The organism is Plantactinospora sonchi (assembly GCF_036422035.1).
In the GTDB taxonomy this organism is placed as follows: domain Bacteria; phylum Actinomycetota; class Actinomycetes; order Mycobacteriales; family Micromonosporaceae; genus Plantactinospora; species Plantactinospora sonchi.
The window spans coordinates 86,894-107,156 of sequence record NZ_JAZGQK010000006.1 but is presented as its reverse complement, the minus strand read 5'-3'; the positions used below and the strand labels follow the sequence as shown (position 1 = coordinate 107,156).

At 73.5% G+C, this 20,263-nt stretch carries 15 protein-coding genes and 1 pseudogene; 10 read left to right on the top strand and 6 right to left on the bottom strand.

Going from position 1 to position 20,263, the window contains the following annotated elements; all coding sequences use genetic code 11:
* Nucleotides 1-478: 478 nt before the first annotated feature.
* Nucleotides 479-2,020 (bottom strand): bifunctional 3-(3-hydroxy-phenyl)propionate/3-hydroxycinnamic acid hydroxylase, encoded by a 1,542-nt coding sequence (locus V1633_RS06915; RefSeq protein ID WP_331213350.1) that lies wholly within the window; start codon nucleotides 2,018-2,020, stop codon nucleotides 479-481.
* Nucleotides 2,021-2,197: 177 nt separating this feature from the next.
* On the opposite strand from V1633_RS06915, the gene V1633_RS06910 reads away from it, so the two are divergent.
* From V1633_RS06910 to V1633_RS06895, 4 genes are all read left to right on the top strand, one after another.
* Nucleotides 2,198-3,658 (top strand): dihydrolipoyl dehydrogenase family protein, encoded by a 1,461-nt coding sequence (locus V1633_RS06910; RefSeq protein ID WP_331213349.1) that lies wholly within the window; start codon nucleotides 2,198-2,200, stop codon nucleotides 3,656-3,658.
* A 52-nt stretch (nucleotides 3,659-3,710) separates the two neighbouring features.
* A complete protein-coding gene (locus V1633_RS06905) occupies nucleotides 3,711-4,712 on the top strand; it encodes a LacI family DNA-binding transcriptional regulator (RefSeq protein ID WP_331213348.1) in 1,002 nt (333 codons plus the stop codon).
* 653 nt (nucleotides 4,713-5,365) lie between these two features.
* Nucleotides 5,366-6,988 (top strand): glycoside hydrolase family 13 protein, encoded by a 1,623-nt coding sequence (locus tag V1633_RS06900; RefSeq protein WP_331213347.1) that lies wholly within the window; start codon nucleotides 5,366-5,368, stop codon nucleotides 6,986-6,988.
* A 122-nt stretch (nucleotides 6,989-7,110) separates the two neighbouring features.
* On the top strand, nucleotides 7,111-7,701 hold the full coding sequence (locus V1633_RS06895) for a pyridoxamine 5'-phosphate oxidase family protein (protein ID WP_331213346.1): 591 nt from the start codon (nucleotides 7,111-7,113) through the stop codon (nucleotides 7,699-7,701).
* Nucleotides 7,702-7,789: 88 nt separating this feature from the next.
* Here the strand turns inward: V1633_RS06895 and V1633_RS06890 are convergent.
* Nucleotides 7,790-8,542 (bottom strand): annotated as a pseudogene (locus V1633_RS06890) (crotonase/enoyl-CoA hydratase family protein); the annotation flags it as partial.
* A 179-nt stretch (nucleotides 8,543-8,721) separates the two neighbouring features.
* On the opposite strand from V1633_RS06890, the gene V1633_RS06885 reads away from it, so the two are divergent.
* Nucleotides 8,722-8,904 (top strand): hypothetical protein, encoded by a 183-nt coding sequence (locus V1633_RS06885; protein WP_331213345.1) that lies wholly within the window; start codon nucleotides 8,722-8,724, stop codon nucleotides 8,902-8,904.
* A 153-nt stretch (nucleotides 8,905-9,057) separates the two neighbouring features.
* On the opposite strand, the gene V1633_RS06880 is transcribed toward V1633_RS06885, so the two are convergent.
* Together V1633_RS06880 and V1633_RS06875 are read right to left on the bottom strand one after the other, a co-directional pair.
* Nucleotides 9,058-9,423: a YybH family protein gene (locus tag V1633_RS06880; protein ID WP_331213344.1), complete on the bottom strand. Its 366-nt coding sequence runs from the start codon at nucleotides 9,421-9,423 to the stop codon at nucleotides 9,058-9,060.
* Nucleotides 9,424-9,505: 82 nt separating this feature from the next.
* The gene (locus V1633_RS06875) at nucleotides 9,506-10,534 is read right to left on the bottom strand and encodes an NAD-dependent epimerase/dehydratase family protein (RefSeq protein WP_331213343.1); all 1,029 of its coding nucleotides are present in this window, start codon (nucleotides 10,532-10,534) and stop codon (nucleotides 9,506-9,508) included.
* Nucleotides 10,535-10,656: 122 nt separating this feature from the next.
* Here V1633_RS06875 and V1633_RS06870 point away from each other — a divergent pair, with 122 nt between their 5' ends.
* The 4 genes from V1633_RS06870 (at nucleotide 10,657) to mycP (ending at nucleotide 15,009) form a co-directional block, all read left to right on the top strand.
* The gene (locus tag V1633_RS06870) at nucleotides 10,657-11,508 is read left to right on the top strand and encodes a Rieske (2Fe-2S) protein (RefSeq protein WP_331213342.1); all 852 of its coding nucleotides are present in this window, start codon (nucleotides 10,657-10,659) and stop codon (nucleotides 11,506-11,508) included.
* Nucleotides 11,509-11,641: 133 nt separating this feature from the next.
* On the top strand, nucleotides 11,642-12,034 hold the full coding sequence (locus tag V1633_RS06865) for a hypothetical protein (RefSeq protein WP_331213341.1): 393 nt from the start codon (nucleotides 11,642-11,644) through the stop codon (nucleotides 12,032-12,034).
* Nucleotides 12,035-12,037: 3 nt separating this feature from the next.
* A complete protein-coding gene (locus V1633_RS06860) occupies nucleotides 12,038-13,618 on the top strand; it encodes a WXG100-like domain-containing protein (protein WP_331213340.1) in 1,581 nt (526 codons plus the stop codon).
* 101 nt (nucleotides 13,619-13,719) lie between these two features.
* On the top strand, nucleotides 13,720-15,009 hold the full coding sequence (mycP, locus tag V1633_RS06855; protein ID WP_407951987.1) for a type VII secretion-associated serine protease mycosin: 1,290 nt from the start codon (nucleotides 13,720-13,722) through the stop codon (nucleotides 15,007-15,009).
* 115 nt (nucleotides 15,010-15,124) lie between these two features.
* Here the strand turns inward: mycP and V1633_RS06850 are convergent, their stop codons facing one another.
* The gene (locus tag V1633_RS06850) at nucleotides 15,125-15,421 is read right to left on the bottom strand and encodes a WXG100 family type VII secretion target (protein ID WP_331213338.1); all 297 of its coding nucleotides are present in this window, start codon (nucleotides 15,419-15,421) and stop codon (nucleotides 15,125-15,127) included.
* Between the two features lie 25 nt (nucleotides 15,422-15,446).
* Nucleotides 15,447-15,785 (bottom strand): WXG100 family type VII secretion target, encoded by a 339-nt coding sequence (locus tag V1633_RS06845; protein WP_331213337.1) that lies wholly within the window; start codon nucleotides 15,783-15,785, stop codon nucleotides 15,447-15,449.
* Nucleotides 15,786-16,099: 314 nt separating this feature from the next.
* On the opposite strand from V1633_RS06845, the gene eccCa reads away from it, so the two are divergent.
* Nucleotides 16,100-20,158, top strand: coding sequence for a type VII secretion protein EccCa (gene eccCa / locus V1633_RS06840; RefSeq protein WP_331213336.1), 4,059 nt, complete (start codon nucleotides 16,100-16,102; stop codon nucleotides 20,156-20,158).
* Nucleotides 20,159-20,263 lie beyond the last annotated feature (105 nt).

Genomic DNA, 20,263 nt, shown 5'->3' with positions numbered 1-20,263 from the left:
GCCAGGTGACCAGGCCCTGGAGCTGCGTGGCGTCAGTGTGTGAGTGGGGTCACTGTAGCGAGGCGTACTCATCTCCGCAAGATATCGATTGCACGATGAAAAGACACGACTTGATTAAGACAGATAATGACAACAGCGCGGCAGGGTGCCCGGAAAATGTGTCTTGATGCGATCTGCCGGGCCCGTCGGCTACATCACCTACGCCGTTGCTTGGTTCGGTTTTTGTCGTATGCGGCCCACGCCTGGGTCGTGAACCCGGCACGACATCGGCGATAAGACGTCCGGGAATCGACGGAAGATCGCAGGTCCTCGGAAACGGTGGTCAGATCTGTGGCCCAGGCCGTCAACCTCCGCGACCCGGGGGAGGTCAGCGTCCGGCGCGGCGGGGTCAGGGTCCGGCGCCGCGACGTCAGCCTCCGACCCGGGGAGGTCAGGCTCCGGCGCGGCGGGGTCGGCTTTCCGGTCCTGGGCGCGGGGGTCAGTTCCCGGCCAGGCTCCGGCAGGCCCGGTCGAGGTCCTGGCCGCGCAGCGGAGGCGGCACCGCGCCGAGCAGGAAGCGGTCCGGACGTACCACGAGCACGGTCGGCCCGGCGCCGAGCGCACCGGCGGCGTCCTCGATCAGTCGACTGCCGCCGAGCGGCCCACCGTCCGGCCGCGGCTCCGGTGCCTCGGTGGTCAAGGTCACCGCCTCGTGGGCGGCGAGCCAGGACCGCGCCCCGACGTCCGCCCCGACCACCGGATCACAGCCGAGACCGATCACCGCCCAGCCACCACCGAGCAGGCCGTCGAGCCGGACCGGCCCGCTGGCAGCCGTCCCGACCAGCGGGTTCGGCAGCATCCGGCCGGCGCCGGGCAGCACGCCCGCGGTACCCCTCGGCAGCGCCGGCCGGGGCCGGCCCTGCCGGGCGGCCCGGGCCGGCACCCCGGGGACCGCCGCCACGGCCCGGATCAGCGACCGGAGTACCGCCGACACCGCCCGGTTGCGGGTCTGCAGCACCCGGCCGACCCCGAGGCTCACCCGGATCAACTCGGCTACGTGTGGCCGTCGCTCCCGCTCGTACCCGTCGAGCAGCCCGTCCCCGGCGCGGCCGTCGAGTACCTCGGCGAGCCGCCAGCCGAGACTCCACGCGTCCCGGATCCCGCTGGCCAGGCCCTGGCCGGCGAACGGTGGCATCAGGTGTGCGGCGTCACCGGCGAGCAGGATCCGACCCTGCCGCCAACGCGTCGCCTGCCGGGCGTGGAAGGTGAAGACGGTCACCCGGCGGATCCGGATCATGTCCGGGTCGACCCAGCCGGCGACCAGCCGTCGGACCGACTCGGGACGGCTGAGCTCGGCCGGGTCCTCGTGCGGATGCAGCATCCACTCCCAACGGCGCCGGCCGGGGCTGGCCATCGTCACCAGGGGGCGGCGCGGATCGAGCACCATGGAGGTGGACGCCTCGACGTCGACCTCGTCGGTCTCGGCGTCGACGACCAGCCACGGCACGGCGTACGTCTGTCCCTCGAAGGGGATGCCGGCCAGGTGTCGTACCGTGCTGGATCCTCCGTCGCAGCCGACCACCCAGCGGGCCCGCACCGTCGTACCGTCGTCCAGTCCCACCCGGACGTGGTCGTCGGCCGGCGCGAGGGTGGCCACCGAGCGGCCGAGGCGTACCGCCACCTCGGGCAGCGTGTCGACGCCCTCCCGCAGCGCCGCCTCCAGCACCGGTTGGTCGATCAGCGCGGCGGCGGGGACCCCGGAACCGTCGGCGCTGGGGGACATGCTGATCAGCACCCGCCGGTCGGGCGCCAGGAAGCGGGACTGGCGTACCTCGACCGCCCACCGGTCGAGGTCGGCGGCCCCCGGCAGATTGACGAGGATTCGCAGCACCTCGGCGTCGAGCACGGCGGCCCGGGGCAGTGGATAGGGCTCCGCGCCGGGGTCGACCACCAGCGTGCGCACCCCCTGCCGGCCCAGCAACGCGGTCAGCACGGCGCCGACCGGCCCGTACCCGGCGACCAGTACATCGACGTCGGTCATCGGTGCGCGCCTCCCCGTGGCCCCGGTCCGGTCGGCCACCACCCGGTGGGACCGGCCCGTCGAACCAGCCTAAGCAGCCCCGGGGCGGCACGGAACGGGGTACGTCGATGATCCGATCCAGCTGGTCGGGCGGGGGGTTCGATGAAGAAAGCGAGCTCGATGAGGAAAGCTGGCGTCATGGCTGAACCAGGGCAGACGCAGACGGATGTCGGAACGACCGAGGGCGCGAACCCCGCCGCGGAGCTGACCGTGGACGTCGTGGTGATCGGGTTGGGTGTGGGCGGCGAGGAGACGGCGAACCGGCTCGCCGAGGCCGGCCTCTCGGTCGTCGGCATCGAGCACAACCTGGTCGGCGGCGAATGTCCGTTCTGGGGCTGCGTGCCGAGCAAGATGATGATCCGGGCGGCCAACGCGCTGGCCGAGGCACGCCGGGTCGACCAGCTGGCCGGTCGGGCCCGGGTCGAACCGGACTGGAGCACGGTGGCCGGGCGGATCCGCAACGATGCCACCGCCGGCTGGACCGACAACGCCGGAGCCGAGCGGTTCACCTCGAAGGGGGGTCGGCTCGTCCGGGGCTCCGGCCGGCTGGTCGGCCCCGGTCTGGTCCGGGTCGGCGACCAGCTCTACCGGGCCCGGGTCGGGGTCGTGCTGGGTACCGGCACCACCCCGGTGATCCCGCCGGTACCAGGGCTGGCCGGTACGCCGTACTGGACCAACCGGGAGGCGATCGAGCTGGCCGAGCTGCCCGAATCGCTGGTGATCCTCGGCGGTGGGGCGATCGGCGTGGAACTCGCGCAGGTCTTCGCCCGGTTCGGGGTACGGGTCGGGATCGTGGAGGCGGGCGGGCGGGTACTCGCCCTGGAGGAGCCGGAGTCCTCGGAGCGGGTCGCCGCGGCACTGCGCGCCGACGGGGTGACGGTGCACACCGGCGCCCGCGCCGAGCGGGTGGCACACGACGGCACCGGTTTCACCGTGCACCTGGCCGACGGGGACGAACTGCGCGGCGAACGGCTGCTGGTGGCCACCGGCCGGCGGGCCGTGCTCGACACGCTCGGCCTGGACACGGTCGGGCTGGACCCGACCGCGCGGTTCCTGGACACGGACGACCGGATGCGGGCGGCCGACGGGATCTGGGCGGTCGGCGACCTGACCGGACACGGCGCCTTCACCCACGTGGCGATGTACCAGGCCGGGATCGCGATCGACGACATCCTCCAGCGGGCCGCCGACATCCTCCAGCGCGCCGGCGGCGGTGACGGCGGTGCCCGGCGGGCGGACTACCGGGCGGTGCCCCGGGTCACCTTCACCGACCCGGAGGTGGGCGCGGTCGGGTTGACCGAGCGGCAGGCCCGGGACCGGGGACTGAACGTACGGGTCGGCTTCACCCTGCTCTCCGACTCCACCCGGGGCTGGATCCACGAGGTGGGCGACGAGGGCTTCATCAAGCTGGTCGCCGACGTCGACCGTGGGGTGCTGGTCGGCGCGACCTCGGTCGGCCCGGTCGGCGGCGAGGTGCTGAGCGCGCTGGCGGTGGCGGTACACGCCGAGGTCCCGCTGAGCACCCTCGCCGGCATGATCTACGCCTATCCGACCTTCCATCGGGCGATTGAGACAGCGGTGCGGAGTTTGTTGCAGTAGCGCGGCGAACTTTGGTTCGGTTTTTGCAAGTTCCTGTCGTACGATCGCGGCCGTGACGAGAAGACTCACCGAGGTGGCCCGGAAGGCCGGGGTCAGCGAGGCCACGGTGAGCCGGGTACTCAACGGTCGGGGCGGCGTCTCCGAGAGCACCCGGGTCGCCGTGCTCACCGCCCTGGACGTGCTCGGCTACGAGCGACCCAGCAAACTGCGGGGGGAACGGGCCCGGTTGGTCGGGCTCGTCCTGCCGGAACTGCAGAACCCGATCTTCCCTGCGCTGGCCGAGGTGGTCACCGGATCACTCGCCCAGCGTGGCCTGACCCCGGCGCTCTGCGCCCGGACCATCGGCGGCATCTCCGAAGTGGACTACGTGGAGATGCTGCTCGACCACCAGGTCTCCGGAGTCATCTTCGCCGGCGGCTCGTACGCGCTGGCCGACGCCCAGCACGACCACTACCGGCGGCTCATCGACCGGGGCCTGCCCGTCGTACTGGTCAACGCGGGTGTCGACGAGTTGGACTTCCCGTGCGTCTCGACCGACGACGCGGTGGCGGTCGAGCAGGCGTACGGACACCTGCGGTCGCTCGGGCACGAACGGATCGGTCTCGTGCTCGGGCCGGCCGACCACATACCGTCCCGGCGCAAGCTGGCCGCGATGGCGAACATCGCCGGGTGGGCCGAGGGCGAGGAGTGCGTGGAGCGTTCCAGCTTCTCGATGGAGGGCGCCCGGGTCGCGGCGAGCAAGCTGATCGAGCGCGGGGTGACCGGGGTGATCTGCGCCAGTGACGTGATGGCGCTCGGCACCATCCGGGCCGCCCGCCGGCTGGGCCGCGCGGTGCCGGCGGACATCTCCGTGGTCGGCTACGACGACTCGGCCCTGATGACCTGCACCGACCCGCCGTTGACCACCGTCCGGCAGCCGATCGAGATGATGGGGCAGGCCGCGGTGGACCTGCTGGTCAACCAGATCGAGGGCGTCGGGGTGCTCACCGACGAGCTGCTCTTCGAACCCGAGCTGGTGGTACGCGGGTCGACCGCGCCGGCGCCCGGCCACTGACCGACGCCGCGATGTCCTTGGTGGCCGGTCCGGCCCTCGCCCGGTCCGGCCCGCCTGCCCGCTGACGCCCGGTGGGACCCACCAGCCCGCTGCTGACCGTTGCGGCCCGCGCACCGGACCTCGCCCGGTCCGGCCGGCCCGCGGGCCCGCTGATGACCGTAGCGGCCGCGTGCCGCCGCCCGTTGTCGTCCGGCGTCGGCCCGACCGCCCCGCGTGTCCGACCTGATCCGACCTGACCTCACCGGGCACACCCTCGCCGCCCAGTTCGCGGCAGCTCGGCTCCCGGATGGCCCTGTTCGCCCGACAATGCCGTCCGCAACGAAGCTCCCCGTTCCGTCGTCATCTTTCAGAGTTCTGTCGGGTTATTGCGGACCTCGCATCGGGTTTGTATGGTCATCGACACGAAACAAGGCGTACCAGAGGTCCGTGTCACACCCCGCACGCACCGCCCGGGAAGGTGGCGTCCATGAAGAGATCCGAGGCCCCGCGACGCCGTGGGGCCGCGACGGGCCGTACGGAGAACTGATCCGATCATGGCCGTATCCGGCCGACAGACCTCAGAATCCCGTGCGGTGGTCAACGGCGACCGCCCGGACCCGGGCGCGCAGGTGCCGGCGGCAACGACCACGGACCGATCCAGAGAGCAGGTATTCGTGTCCACATCAGACAGCCGCCGGTGGTGGCGAGACGCGGTGATCTACCAGGTCTACCCGCGCAGCTTCGCCGACGCGAACGGCGACGGCATCGGCGACATCGCCGGCATCCGGAAGCGGCTGGGCTACCTGGCCGACCTCGGGGTCGACGCCATCTGGTTCGGGCCGTGGTACCCGTCCCCGATGGCCGACGCCGGTTACGACGTCTCCGACTTCCGGGCCATCGAGCCGGTCTTCGGCACCCTCGACGAGGTCAACACGCTGGTCACCGAGGCGCACCAGCTCGGCCTGCGCATCATCATCGACCTGGTCCCGAACCACTGCTCGGACCAGCACCCCTGGTTCCAGGCGGCACTCGCCGGCGGTCCGGGCGCGCCGGAACGCGACCTCTTCTGGTTCCGTCCCGGCCGGGGCCCGGACGGCGAACTGCCGCCGACGGACTGGATCGGCGAGTTCGGCGGCGGCACCTGGACCCGGACCACCAACCCGGACGGCACCCCGGGCGAGTGGTACCTGCACCTGTTCGCCGCCCAGCAGCCGGACTTCAACTGGGACCACCCCCGGGTACGGGCCGAGTTCGAGGAGATCCTGCGGTTCTGGCTCGACCGGGGCATCGACGGGATCCGGATCGACTCGGCCGCCCTGCTGCTCAAGGACGCCACCCTGCCCGAGGTGGTGGACGGCGCACCGCACCCGTTCCACGACCTGGACGGCGTACACGAGATCTACCGGAGCTGGCGGCGGATCGCCGACTCGTACCCGGAGCCGCGTGTCCTGATCGGCGAGGTGTGGCTGCCCGACCGGCAGCGGTTCGCCAACTACCTGCGCCCGGACGAACTGCACACCGCGTTCAACTTCGACTTCCTCAGCTGCGCCTGGGACGCGGCCAAGCTGCGCGACAGCATCGACGGCACGCTGGCCGAGCACGCCCCGATCGACGCGCCGGCAACCTGGGTCCTCTCCAACCACGACGTCACCCGGGTCGTCACCCGGTACGGCCGTGCGGACACCACGTTCAGCTTCGCCAGCAAGCGCGAGGGGACCCCGACCGACCTGGAACTCGGCACCGTACGGGCCCGGGCCGCCGCCCTGCTCTCCCTCTCCCTGCCCGGCGCCGCGTACGTCTACCAGGGCGAGGAGTTGGGTCTGTGGGAGGTCGAGGACATCCCGTACGAGCTGCGCCAGGACCCGATGTTCCCGCGCTCCGGATTTGTCGACCCCGGGCGGGACGGCTGTCGGGTCCCGCTGCCCTGGGCCGGTGACGCGGCGCCGTTCGGGTTCAGCCCGGACGGCGCGACCGCCGCGCCCTGGCTGCCCCAGCCGGCGACCTGGAAGGACCGGACGGTACAGGCGCAGACCGGCGACCCGCACTCGATGCTGGAGCTCTACCGTACGGCGATCCGGCTCCGCCGGGCGGTGCCCGCGCTCGGCGACGGTGCCCTGCGCTGGCTGGACGCCCCCGAGGGTGTGCTCGCCTTCGCCCGGGACCCTGGTTTCGCCTGCGTGGTGAACCTCTCCGCCGACCCGGTGTCGCTTCCGGCGCACCGGACCCGGCTGTTGACCTCCCGCCCGGTCGACGGCGACCTGCTGCCGCCGGACACGACCGTCTGGCTCGAGGTCTAGGTGTAAGGAAGGGCCCCTTGTTATCGCTTCCTGTATAGGAGGGGGCCCTTCCTAACGCCCGTGCCCGTCCACCTGGTGGGCCGATGTGTGTCCTGGTCAAATAGGCGGAGCAGGATGGGGACGTGGGAAAGACTCATGATCGGATCGACGGTCGGCTGCGTGCCTTCATCGAGGCGCAGTCGGTCTTCTTCGTGGCGACCGCGCCACTCGCCGCCGACGGGCACGTCAACCTCTCACCGAAGGGGCTCGTCGGCTCGCTCGCGGTGCTCGACGAGCGGACGGTGGCGTACCTCGACTTCGGGGGCAGCGGCGCGGAAACCGTGGCGCACCTGCGGGAGAACAGCCGGATCACCCTCATGTGGTGCGCCTTCGACGGTCCGCCGAACATCGTCCGGGTGCACGGCCGGGGCGAGGTGATCTTCCGGGACGACCCGCGCTGGGGCGACCTGATCGGGCACTTCAGCCGGGCCGACGACCCGGGGCTGCGGGCGGTCATCCTGGTCACCGCGCACCGGATCAGCGACAGCTGCGGGTACGCCGTACCGCTGATGGACCTGCGCGCCGAGCGGACGCTGCACACCGAGTTCTTCGGCCGCAAGACCGACGAGGAGTTCTCCGCCTACTGCGAGAAGAAGGACCACGTCGCCAGCAGCCTCGACGGCCTGCCCGCCATCCCGCTCCCGCTGCCACCGCTGCCCGCCAGCCGCGGGTGACGGCCGGCTACCCGGGCTCGGTGGCGTCACCGCCCGCGCCGACCACCCGGGCCGCCGGTCCGCGTCGGGGGCGCGGCGTGTAGTCGTACGCCCCGTGCCGGCCCTCGCCGGCCACGAACCGGGCCACCCCCTCCGGTGCGTCGACGGCGAGCGAGTCCATCCCGTACGCCAATTCGAGGCGGAGCGCCTCCGCGTCCGGCTGCCCCACACCGGCCAGTACGGCCAACCGGTCGTTGCGGAGGCAGCGCTGCGGGAACGAGGCGATCTCGGTGGCCAACTGTTCCGCCGCCGTCCGCGCCTCGCCCGGCGCCACCAGCCGGTTCACCAGTCCCATCTGGTACGCCTCGGTGGCCGGCACCGGACGGCCGGTGAGGATCAGGTCCATCGCCCGGCTCTCGCCGATCAACCGGGCCAGCCGGCTCGTCCCACCGTCGATCAGCGGTACGCCCCAGCGACGGCTGAACACCCCGAAGACGGCGTCACTCTCGGCGATCCGCAGGTCGCACCAGAGCGCCAGTTCCAGGCCGCCGGCGACGGCGTACCCGGCGATCGCGGCGATCACCGGCTTGCCGAGGACCATCCGGGTCGGGCCCATCGGGCCGTCCCCCTCCGGCTCGGCCCGGTTGCCGCTGGACGTGGTGATCGCCTTCAGGTCGGCGCCGGAGCAGAACGTGCCGCCCTCACCCCAGAGCACCGCCACCGCCGCCTCGTCGTCGCCGTCGAAGATCCGGAACGCGTCCGCCAACGAGCGGGCGGTCGGCCCGTCCACCGCGTTCCGGCTCTCCGGCCGGGACAACACGACGGTCCGAACAGGACCGTTGTCCTCCACCCGTACACCCATCGGACCAGGATGCCTGGCGTCGGGCCGGTCGCACACCCTCCCGGTGGCCAGACCGATCCGGATCGGGAGCCGGTCGGGCAGCGTCCGGCCGCCGGGCCGGGGCCGGCCAGCGGGGTGCGGCTGCGGAGGACATCAGCGGCGGGCCGGCGCTCTACAGCGTCGGTCTCACCGCGTTGCCGATGCCGACCGGCCAGGTCCTCTGGGGCAAGTCCGGCGGCCGGTACGGCTACTCCACCGCCATCGCGAGCAGCCGGGACGGGAGGTTCCGGGCCGGGTACTCGGTCACCTCGACGGACGCCAAGGGCGAGGAGCAGCCGCCGGTCACCCAGGCCATCATCGGCGCGGCCCTGGCCCTCGGGTGAGGGCACGGGTCCCTTCCGGCTCGGCTGCGGGAGGGGCCCGCCGGTGAGGCATCCGGCCAGCGGGCTCCGTGCCGCAGCGAATCTGCTCACGGTGGCGGTCGTCCCAGCCGGGTTCGGCGAACGGCCACCCTCGGAGAAACGGGGGCGGTCGCCTCAGCCGGGTTTGGCGAACGGCCACTCCTCGAAGGCGAGGCACCGGCCGTCACCGGCGAAGCGCATGATCCAGAGATCGCGGTACTCGTCCCCGCTCGGTGGGCCGTACCGCACCTCGAGCCGGGCCACCGCGACGTCCCCGTCGACCGCCACGATCTCGTACGACATGGTGAAGTCCTCGTCCGGGCCGTTCCGCTCCGCCTCCCACATCCGGGTGATCGCCGGCAGGCCGAGCACGGGTTCCCGGTACGGCCCCTGGAGGTAGCGGGCGTCGTCGGTGAACAGTTCGGCCAGCGGGGCGGTGCCGACGCTGCGCCACGCCCGCTCGTATCTGGCGATCCAGTCCGCCACCCGGGTCCGGTCCATGCTGTCCAGCCTGACGCAGCGGGCGTTAGGAAGGGGCCCTTCCTCTACAAAAAGCGACAACAGGGGGCCCTTCCTTGCACCTTCAGGCTGCCTGTTGGCGGATCGGCGGGGTTCGGGTGCCGACGCCGTCGGCGATCCCGGCGAGCAGTTCGCGCAGTGCGTCGACGGCGTTGTGCCGGGGTCGCCAGTCGAGCTCCCGCTCGGCCCGGGAGCAGTCCATCAACGGTGCCGCCGCGCTCAACTCAAGCCAACCCTCGTCAGCGGGGACCAATCGACTGCGCCAGGCGGCCCGGGCCAGCAGCCGGAGCAGCGGCAGCGGCAGCGGCGCCGCCAGCCCGCCGACCTCGGCGGCGACCAGCGGCCCGTCCAGCACCGGCTCCGCGGCGATGTTGAAGGCGCCGGTCCGGTCGCTGAGCAGTGCCTTCAGGTACGCCTCGGCGACGTCGTCGCCGTGCACCACCTGGACCCGCAGCAGCCGGTGCCGGGGTACGACCGGCAGGCGGCCACCACGGAACAGGGAGACCGGCACGAGGCGCCCGAGCAGGTGTCGGGTGACCCCGGCACTCGCCTCGCGTTGGACGACCAGGGGCTTGCGCATCCGGACCACCCGCAGCCCCGGGTAGTCGCGCTCGGCGCCGTCGAGGTACGTCTCCACCGTCGCCTTGTCAACGCTGTACCAGGAGCGTTGGCCGATGCCGGTGGCCGGCCAGCTCTCGTCGACCAGCCGGTCCTTCGGCCCGGGGGCGTACGTCGCGACGGACGACGCGTACACCAGCCTCGGTACGTCGGCGGCGAGCATCGCGTTCACCACGTGCCGGGTGCCGTTGACGTTGGTACGCCTCAGCCGGGCCCGCTCGTGGCCGGGCTGGAACTGCCAGGCGAGGTGCACCACCGCGTCGACCCCGGCCAGGCGTTCGGCGAGCGGATGCAGGCACGCCGGATCGCCCAGGTCGGCGCTGTGCCACCAGCGCACCGCGTCGTACGGCGGCCCGGCGTCCGGTTTCGGGCAGCGCCGGGCGATGCCGATCACCTCGATGTCCCGCTCGGCGGAGAGTCGGCGCAGCAACGCGCTTCCGACGCTGCCGGTGGCCCCGGTGATCGCGATCCGCATGCCTGCCGTTCTACCCGGCGTGCCCGCCGCCATGCCGGCGACTCGCCCGAAGTGGGTGGGTCCGGCGTACGTTGTCGGGCGGCGACGCGTTTGTCGCGCGGGGCGGCGGGTAAGACGCGTCGATGCGCGCCCTATTGACCCGACTTGAGCAGGCTGCCGTACTGGACCGGGCTGGTGACCGGCTCCAGCGCGGAGTGCTCGCGGTGCTGCGTCCGCAGCGGGTCCGCGACGTCCTGCACGGGGTGTGGCTCGGGCATCCACTGCATCCGGCGCTGGTGCAGCTGCCGGTCGGTGCCTGGGTCTCCGCGGCGATCCTCGACCTGTTGCCGGGCCAGCGTCGTGCCGCCACCGCCCTGGTCGGGGTCGGCACCGCGGCGGCGTTGCCGGCCGCGCTCTCCGGGCTGAACGACTGGGCGTCGTTGGCCCGGGAACAGCGCCGGGTCGGCATGGTGCACGCGATCGCCAACGGGGTGGGCGTGCTGCTGTACGGGGGTTCGCTCGCTGCCCGGCTCGCCGGTCTGCACGCGGTCGGCCGTACCCTCGGGTTCGCCGGCCTGAGCGCGGTCAGCGGCGGTGCGTTCCTCGGCGGGCACCTGGCGTACAAGCAGGCGTCGGCGGTCAACCACGGCATTCCCGAGCTGCGTCAACTCTCCGACGGCTGGTACGCGGTCGCGGACCTGGCCGCCCTGCCGGAACGTACCCTGCACACCCGTCGGATCGACGAGGTGTCGGTGCTGGTCTACCGGAATGGTGACCAGGTGAGCGTGCTGTTGGACCGGTGCGCCCACCAGGGCGGCCCGCTCGGCGAGGGCGAACTGGTGACGGTCCGCGGCCGGGACTGCGTGGTGTGCCCGTGGCACGGCAGCACGTTCCAGCTCGGCGACGGCAGGGTGGTGCACGGCCCGGCCGCCAACGACCAGCAGGTGCTGCCGACCCGGGTCGTCGGGGGTGTGTTGCAGACCCGTCTGCCCTGAACAGGGCCTGAGCGGGGAGCGGGCGACGTCGTCACCGGTGTGCTGACCGCGCCTGGCAGCAACCGGCCAGTCGGCACCGCGCGGCGGGCGGATTCGACACGGTGGTCTCCAGCACGACCGGAGGGAGCCGTGGATGACTGTGCCGGGCGGCTATCTGCAGATGGACGTCGAGGCGGTGGAACCCGTGCTGCACGGACTGGCGTCGACCGGCGCCGACCTCGACGACGCGTGGAGTACGGGACGGAGCGCCATCCCGGCCGGTGAGGCGGCGATCGGCGGCGACGAACTCGGCGCGGCGTTCCGGGGTATCTACGCCGAGGACAGCGCGGCGGTGGGCGCGAACGCCGACCGCCTGCCGGACACGCTGCGTACCGACGCGGAGGTCGGGTCGAGCTGTGTCACGGACTACGTGGCGGCGGATCAGCGGGGCGCCGAGGCCCTTCGCGGTGTCGCCGGCGGCGCGTCGGTGCCGGGTGGCGCCGCCGCCCCGGCCGCGCCAGCTGCCGCCGTCCCGGGCGGACGGTGAGCCGTGCCCGTTCCCGAACCCCCCGCCGACCACGGTCTCTGGCCCGAGGTACGGGCGATCAGCGGTTGGCCCGAGCCGGACGAGGACGGCGTACGGGCACTCGCCGACGACTGGCGGCGAACCGGACAGCGCTTCATCCAGGCCGGCGGATACGACGTCGGTGGTCTGGCCGGGGCGTGGCCGGACGCTGCCGGCAGCGCCTTCCAGAACCGGGCCCGCCAGCACCTCCGGACGGCGGCGGTGACCGGCTCGGAGATGGTCGAGCTGGCGCGGCGGGCCGATGTCTTCGCCAACGAGGTGACGGCGGTCAAGACGGCGATCGTGAACCTGATCGAGGCCAACCTTCCCCGGTACGCCGCGATCACCGCCGACCGGGTCGTCTTCGCCGATTTTGTCCGCGCCCAGTTCGTCACCGAGGTGGCCGGCATGGTCCGGGAACTGGTGACCGCCGCCGCCGGCCGGGTCGCCGGGGCCGGCGGTGCCCCGCTGGGTCGCGGTGACGGTCCGCCGGCCGGGGCGACCCCGGCCCAGGTCGGGCAGTGGTGGAACGGCCTGCTTCCGGAGCAGCGGGCGGCGATCCTGCGCGACTCGCCCGACCTGGTCCGCAACCTCGACGGCATTCCGGCGGCGGTGCGGGACGAGGCGAACCGCGCGGTGCTCGAGCGGGAGATCACCGCCCTGCGGGCGCGCGAGGCCGAACTGGTGGCCGAGGAACAGCAGCGGATGTGGCAGGAGGAGCCGCCGATGTGGAATCCGGAGCTGCTCCAGGTCCGGGACAAGCTGGCCGGGCTGACCGCCCTCCAGGAGCGGCTCGGCGCGGCCGCCACGCCGGGCCGGGAGCCGTACCTGCTCGGGCTCGACACCGCGGACGACGGCCGGGCCGTCGTCGCGCTCGGCGACCCGGACACCGCCCGCAACGTCGCGACCATGGTGCCCGGGGTGGGCACCGATCTCGGCAGTGTGCCCGGCGAGCTCGACCGGGCCGGCCGGCTCTGGGACGCCGCCCGGGACGCCGGCTCGGCGTCGACCTCGGTCGTCGCCTGGATCGGGTACGACACGCCGGACGAGGTGTTCCTGGCCGGCTCGGAGAGCTACGCGACCGGCGGCAAGCAGGCGCTGGACAGTTTCCAGGACGGGCTGCGCGCCACCCACCAGGGAGAGCCGGCACTGCAGACCGTGATCGGGCACAGTTACGGCACCACGACACTCGGGCACGCCGCCCGCGACGAGAGCCTGGCGGCGGACCGGCTGGTCTTCGTCTCCAGCCCCGGCACCGGGGCGGGGCACGCCAGCGACCTGCGGCTCGACGGGGTGGCGCCGGAGCAGATGCGACAACACGTGTACGCCACCACCCCGCCCAACGACCCGATCCGGATCGCCAACCTCCGGGTCAACGCGGCCCAGGACACTCCCGGGGCGACGCCGTTCTGGGTCGACGTCGGGCACCAGATCGACCCCACCAGCCCGGAGTTCGGCGGCCAGGTCTTCGAGACGGCCGTCGGCAGGGACCCGCACGGTGCCTCGTTCGAGCCGGGCAACCCCGCTCTGCGTACCCTGGGCGAGATCATCGCCGGTCGACGGTGAGACCGGTGGACGCCGGCTCCGCGCCGTCGACCGGTCGTGGGTGGACAGACCGGCGCTCCGGTCGACGTCGGTGGGGTGGGCGGCGCCGGCCGGGTGCTGGGCTGACCCGGGCCGCACTGGTCGCCGTACTGGCCGGGGTGGCGCTGGGCGGGGTGGCCGGTGTCGTACCGGTTGCCTCCGGCGCCCTGGCGGCACCACCGAGGGGGGCCTGCGGCAACCCCGAACCGGGCGGCCCTCCGGTGCGGGAGCTCCCCTGGGCGCAGCGGATGCTCGACCCGGCCGCGGTCTGGCCGCACAGCACGGGTGCCGGCGTACTGGTCGCGGTGATCGACTCCGGGGTCGACGCCGACCACCCGCAGCTCAGGGCGAAGGGCGCGGTGCTGCGCGGTGAGGATTTCCATCTCGTCGGCGACCTGCCGGGCAACTTCGACTGTGTCTCGCACGGCACCGCCGTGGCCAGCATCATCGCCGCCGACCCGGTGCCCGGGGTCGGATTCGCGGGGCTCGCGCCGGGTGCCCGGGTCCTGCCGGTCCGGGTCAGCGAGCGGGACCTCACCGACACCGGCCGCGCCGAGGTGGTGGATCCGACCGTGCTGGCCCGGGCCATCCGGTACGCCGCCGACCGGCGCGCCAAGGTCATCAACCTCTCGCTGGCCGGCGTCACCGACAGCCGCCGGGTCCGGGACGCGGTCGCGTACGCCAGGAGTCGGGACGCGCTGGTGGTCGCCGCCGCCGGTAACCAGCAGCGGGGTACGGCCGACCAGCCGTCGTACCCGGCGGCGTACGACGGCGTCCTCGGCGTCGGCGCCGTCGACCAGACCGGTACCCGGATGTCGGGATCACAGCTCGGTCCGCACGTCGACCTGGTCGCGCCGGGCGCCGGGGTGCTCGGGGCGACCAGGGTCAGCGGGCACCGGTACTGGCAGGGCACCAGTTTCGCGGCACCGTTCGTCTCGGCGACGGCGGCGCTGGTCCGGTCCGCCTGGCCGAAACTCACCGCCGACCAGGTCGCCGAGCGGATCCTGGCCACCGTCAGCCCGGCACCGGGCGGTCCCGGTTACGGCGCCGGCCTGGTGAACCCGTACCGGGCGGTGACGGACGGGCTGGTGGCCGAGCCCCCGGCGGCGGTGCCCCCGGTGGTCCTGCCGTCGGCCGATCCGGAGCGGGTCCGGGCCGAGGCGCGGTGGGCGGCGGCCGGCCGGACGGCCGGCCTGGTGACGCTGGCCGCGGTCGCGGTGGCCGGACTGGCCGTGTTGGCGTCCGTGGTCGTCAGCCGGGGCCGGCGCGGTCGGTGGCGGCCCCGCCGGGCGACGCCGCTGCCGGCCCGGCCGGCTCCGGTCGAGCCGCCCGAGGAGATGTTCCTGCTACCGCCGCCGACGGCCGAACGCTGACCCGGCCGGCCGCGCCGGCCGGTGACGGAGGCGGGGCAGCGGGCGTGCCGTTCACGACGAGCGGGGGGACGGCCCGGACGGCCGTCCCCCCCGATTCGCCGCTTCCGGCGTCCGGTCAGATCCCGGTGCTGCCCACCCGGGCCACCGCCGCCGACAACGCCTGCTGCAACTCGCTGTTGGCGGTCTGTACACCGCCCCGCAGCGCCTCCAGCATCGCCTGCTGGGCGGCGGACACCTGCTGCCAGGCGCGGCTGATCTCCTCGAACTCGCCACCCGCCTGGTCCAGCCAGTCCGCCGAGGTGGCGCCGGAGGTGCTCTGCCAGGTGTCCATCTCCTGCTGCACCCGCCCGACCGTGGCGACGATCTGGTCGGCCAGGCCGTCGAGCTGACTGAAGTTTCCCTTGATCAGCATCTGCCGTTCCTTCCGCTGCCGCTACTCAGCCCCGGAGGGCCCCACCGAACGGGCTCTGCCCGGCCGCCGCGTTCATCCCGGCGGCCCCGGCCTCGTCGGCCGTCACATAGGTGTTGGACGAGAACCGGGTGTTCTCGCCGAGGGTGTTCAACGCCGTGACCAGGCGGGTGATCCCCGCTTCCCACTGCTCGTGCGCCGCGTCGAAAGCGGGTCGCGCGGTGCCCTCCCACTGTCCCCGGAGGGCCTCCACCGTCGGCCGCAGCGCGGCCCGGTGCCCCTCGATGTCGCCCGAGACGACGCCGGCCATCGCGGCCGCCCGCTCGAGCGACTCGGTTACCCCGTGCAGCTGGTCTCCCGCCGCCATGAGCTCACTCCTTCCCACGGTCCGCGCGAGCGTCCGGTTCCGTCGGGTCGTACGCGGGCGTACCGCGGTTGTCGTCGACTCGTCGGATGCCCGCCGCGGTTGTTGTCGGGTCGTCCCCGCGGCTGGCGGGGGGACGGTCCGAAAGGTAGTCGCGGACGGGTCCCGCCGACCGTCGTCGTCACCTTCCTGCCAGCACCACCCGTCCGACCTCCGAGGTCGGTGAGGATCGCACGGAGGGGTCCCCTCCGGTCACCGGGGCGGTAGCGGTCGGCGGAACGGGCCTCCTGTCGACGATCCTGGGCGAGGAGGAGCCGGTGGCCTCGGTGGTGGTACGACGGCCGGCGCGCCGGCCGGGCCCGGAGATGCCCTCCGGCGAGCTGGTCCTGGAGGCTCCCCCGGAGATTCCCGCGCCGACCGGTCGGCAGTGGACGGCGGCGCTGAGCATCCTGCCGATGATCGTGATCATGGCGGCGATGCTGCTGATGTTCTCCGGCTCCGCCAACGGAACGCTGCGACTCGTGGTCTTCGGCCTGCTCGGCGTGGCGATGCTGGCCATGGTGCTGGTCGCCGTCGCCCGGGGCAACGGGCCGAGCCGGCAGGAGATGGGCTACGCCCGACGGCTCTACCTGCGTCGGCTCGCCCAGCACCGGGTACGGCTGCTGCGTACCGTGGACCGGCAGCGGGACGCTCTGCTGTACCTGCATCCCGAGCCCGGGCAGCTGTGGTCCATCGTGGACAGCTACCGGCTCTGGGAACGGCGGATCGACGACGCCGACTTCGGGGTGATCCGGGTCGGTGTCGGGCCGCAGAGCCCGGCGACCGCGCTGATCGCACCGGACACCAAACCCCTGGAGCAGCTCGAACCGCTCTCCGCGCTCGCGCTGCGCCGGTTCCTCAAGACGTACAGCGCGGTTCCGGAGTTGCCGCTCGCGGTCGCGTTGACCGGCTTCGCCCGACTGCACGTCCGGGGCGAACGGGCCCGGACCGTACCCCTGGTCCGGGCGATGCTCGCCCAGCTGGCCACCCTGCACGCCCCGGACGACGTACGGGTCGCCGTCTGTGCCGGACCCGCCGAACTGCCGGCCTGGGACTGGGTCAAGTGGCTGCCGCACGCCCTGCACCCGGAACTGACCGACGCGGCCGGGCCGGTACGCCTGGTCGCCCCGACCCTGGCCGGGCTGGAGGAACTGCTGGAGGAACTGCTCGCCACCCGGCCCCGGTTCGCCCCGGACCGGCGGCGGGCCACCGGACCGCAACTGGTCGTGGTACTGGACGGCGGCGACGTCACCGGCTCGGACCATCTGATGACCGGCGGCGGCGTCGAGGGGGTCCTGGTCGTCGACCTCGCCCCGGCCGGACCGACGGCGCCCCTGGACCGGTCGGCGCTGGTCCTCGAGGTCGACGCCGACCGGACGCTGGTGGCCGGCACGCTCGACGGGCGGGCCGAACTCGGCCGGGCCGACCAGCTCGACGCGGCGGGCACCGAGGCGCTGGCCCGGCAGCTCGCCCCGCTCCGACTGGCCGGCACCAGCCGGGGCGAGCCGGCGCTCAGCCAGGACCTCGGCCTCGCCGACCTGCTCGAACTCGGCGACCCGTACGCCTTCGACCCGGAGCGGACCTGGCACCGGCGGCCGAACCGGGACCGGCTGCGGGTGATGTTCGGCCTGCAACCGGACGGCACCCCGGTGGAGCTGGACCTCAAGGAGTCGGCGCAGGACGGGATGGGACCGCACGGCCTGATCATCGGGGCGACCGGTTCCGGCAAGAGCGAACTGCTGCGCACGCTGGTCCTGGCGCTGGCGATCACCCATCCGCCGAACTCGCTCAACTTCGCGCTCATCGACTTCAAGGGCGGTGCGACCTTCACCCGGCTGGACGCGCTGCCGCACACCAGCGCGGTGATCACCAACCTCGCCGACGAACTGCCGCTGGTCGACCGGATGACCGACGCGCTCAACGGTGAACTGATCCGCCGGCAGGAACTGCTCCGGGCGGCCGGCAACTTCTCCTCGATGCGGGAGTACGAGCGGACCCGGGCGGCCGGCGCGCCGCTGCCCGAGGTGCCGACGCTGCTGGTGATCTGCGACGAGTTCAGCGAACTGCTCTCCGCCAAGCCGGACTTCATCGACACCTTCGTGCAGATCGGTCGGATCGGCCGGGCGCTCAACGTACACCTGCTGCTGGCGAGTCAGCGGCTGGAGGAGGGGCGGCTGCGCGGGTTGGACGGGCACCTGTCGTACCGGATCGGCCTGCGGACCTTCTCGGCGATGGAGAGCCGTACGGTGCTCGGCGCGACCGACGCCTTCGAGTTGCCGCGCGCGCCCGGCCACGGCTTCCTGCGGTACGGCACCGAGCCGCTGGTCCGGTTCCGTGCCGCGTACGTCTCCGGGGCGCACCGGCGGCCGGAGACGGCGTCGGAGCCGACCGGCCCGGAAGCCGTGGAGTTGATCGAGTACGTCGTCGACCACCTCCCGCCGGCTCCGGCCGACGGCCTGACCGCTGACCCGGCCGGTGGCCTGACCGCCGACCCGGCTGCCGAGCCGACCCGGGGCGCCGACGCGTCGGGCGACGACCCGGACGACGGCGGCACCGACAGTCTGCTGGACATCCTGGTGGACCGGCTGACCGGTCGGGGCGCCCCGGCCCACCAGGTCTGGCTGCCGCCACTGGCGGAATCGCCCACCCTGGACGCCCTGCTCGGCCCGCCCGGCGCGGACCCGGTCCGCGGCCTGCGGGCCGGCCGGGAGGAGCTGACCGGGCGGCTGCGGGTGCTCGCCGGCGTCGTGGACCGGCCGCTGGAGCAGCGCCGCGACGCGTTGGAGTTCGACCTCGCCGGGTCGGCCGGGCATCTGCTGGTCACCGGCGGCCCGCGCAGCGGCAAGAGCACCGCGCTGCGTACCGTCATCACCAGTCTCGCCCTCACCCACACCCCTCGCGAGGTGCAGTTCTACTGCCTCGACTTCGGCGCTGGCTCGCTCGCCGCGCTGCGCGACCTGCCGCACGTCGGCGGGGTCGCCGGCCGGCAGAACGTCGGGGCGGTCCGCCGGACCGTCGCCCAGGTCGCCGCCGTGCTGACCGAACGGGAGCGGCGTTTCGCCGAACAGGAGATCGACGGGATCGCCGGCTACCGGGCCGCCCGCGACCGGGGCGAGTTCCCGGACGACCCGTACGGGGACGTGTTCCTGGTGGTCGACGGTTGGCAGACCCTGCGCAAGGACTTCGCCGACGTCGAGGAGACGGTCTGCGACCTGGCGGTCCGGGGACTGGCGCACGGCGTGCACCTGCTGGTCGCGGGAGCCCGTTGGTTCGACCTGCGGCCCGCCGTCCGGGACCTGTTCGGCAGCCGGGCGGAACTGCGGCTCGGCGACCCGATCGACACCACGGTGGACCGGGCGGCGGCACTCGCCGTACCGGAGGGGGCGCCCGGACGGGGGGTCACCACCTCGCGGCACCAGATGCTGCTGGCCCTGCCCCGGATCGACGGCGTGGCCGCCGCTGATGGGCTGCCCGCCGCGACCACCGCGCTGGTCCGGGCCGTGGCCGCCACCTGGCCGGGTGAACCGGCTCCCCGGGTACGTCTGCTGCCGGCGGTGGTGCCCTACCCGGAGCTGCCGACCCGGGACGAGCACCCCCTGGTGCTCACCGAGCGTCCGGCGGCCGCGAACGGGACCGGCGGTCGGGGCCTCAGCGTCGGCATCGCCGAGCAGGACCTGGCACCAGTCCGGCTGGACTTCGGCACCGATCCCCACCTGCTGCTGCTCGGCGACGCCCAGTCCGGCAAGACCGCCTTCCTGCGGCTGCTGGCCCGTCGGATCGTGGAGAACTGCCCGCCGACGCAGGCGCGGATCATCCTGGTCGACCACCGACGTGGTCTGCTCGGCGACGTCCCCGCCGGCCACCTGCTCGGGCACGGCACCGATCCGGTCGGCACCCGCCAACTGATCGTCGAGGCGGCCCGGGGGATGGCCGAGCGGAGGCCCGGGGCCGGGGTCACCCCGGAGCAGCTACGCGCCCGGAGCTGGTGGCGCGGACCCGAACTGTTCGTCCTCGTCGACGACTACGACCTGGTGGTCAGTCCGATGGACAACCCGCTCCAGCCGTTGCTCGAATACCTGCCCCAGGGACGCGAACTGGGTCTGCACGTGGTGCTCACCCGTCGTACCGGCGGTGCCGGCCGTGGCCTGTTCGAGCCGTTCCTGGCCCGGCTGCGGGACGTCGGTTCGCCCGGCCTGCTGCTCTCCGGCGAACCCGGCGAGGGACCACTGCTCGGCGGGCTCAAGGCGGAGCCGCTGCCGGCGGGCCGGGGCCGGCTCATCGCCCGGGGACTGCCGCCCCGGCTGCTGCAACTGGCCTGGCTGCCACCGGCCGGCTAGCAACCCCGGTGGTCGGGCGCCGGTTGGCCGTGGCCGTCTGGGTGGTCAGGCCGGTCGGTTGGGCGCCGGTTGGGCGGGTGCCGGTTGGCCGGTTGCTGTCGCGGG

What these genes read in the sequence shown, in the direction of transcription:
- V1633_RS06915 (WP_331213350.1), bottom strand. Translation starts at nt 2,020, where the DNA reads ATGACCGACGTCGATGTACTGGTCGCCGGGTACGGGCCGGTCGGCGCC.
- V1633_RS06910 (WP_331213349.1), top strand. Translation starts at nt 2,198, where the DNA reads ATGGCTGAACCAGGGCAGACGCAGACGGATGTCGGAACGACCGAGGGC.
- V1633_RS06885 (WP_331213345.1), top strand. Translation starts at nt 8,722, where the DNA reads ATGCCGACCGGCCAGGTCCTCTGGGGCAAGTCCGGCGGCCGGTACGGC.
- V1633_RS06880 (WP_331213344.1), bottom strand. Translation starts at nt 9,423, where the DNA reads ATGGACCGGACCCGGGTGGCGGACTGGATCGCCAGATACGAGCGGGCG.
- V1633_RS06875 (WP_331213343.1), bottom strand. Translation starts at nt 10,534, where the DNA reads ATGCGGATCGCGATCACCGGGGCCACCGGCAGCGTCGGAAGCGCGTTG.
- V1633_RS06870 (WP_331213342.1), top strand. Translation starts at nt 10,657, where the DNA reads ATGCGCGCCCTATTGACCCGACTTGAGCAGGCTGCCGTACTGGACCGG.
- V1633_RS06865 (WP_331213341.1), top strand. Translation starts at nt 11,642, where the DNA reads ATGACTGTGCCGGGCGGCTATCTGCAGATGGACGTCGAGGCGGTGGAA.
- V1633_RS06850 (WP_331213338.1), bottom strand. Translation starts at nt 15,421, where the DNA reads ATGCTGATCAAGGGAAACTTCAGTCAGCTCGACGGCCTGGCCGACCAG.
- V1633_RS06845 (WP_331213337.1), bottom strand. Translation starts at nt 15,785, where the DNA reads ATGGCGGCGGGAGACCAGCTGCACGGGGTAACCGAGTCGCTCGAGCGG.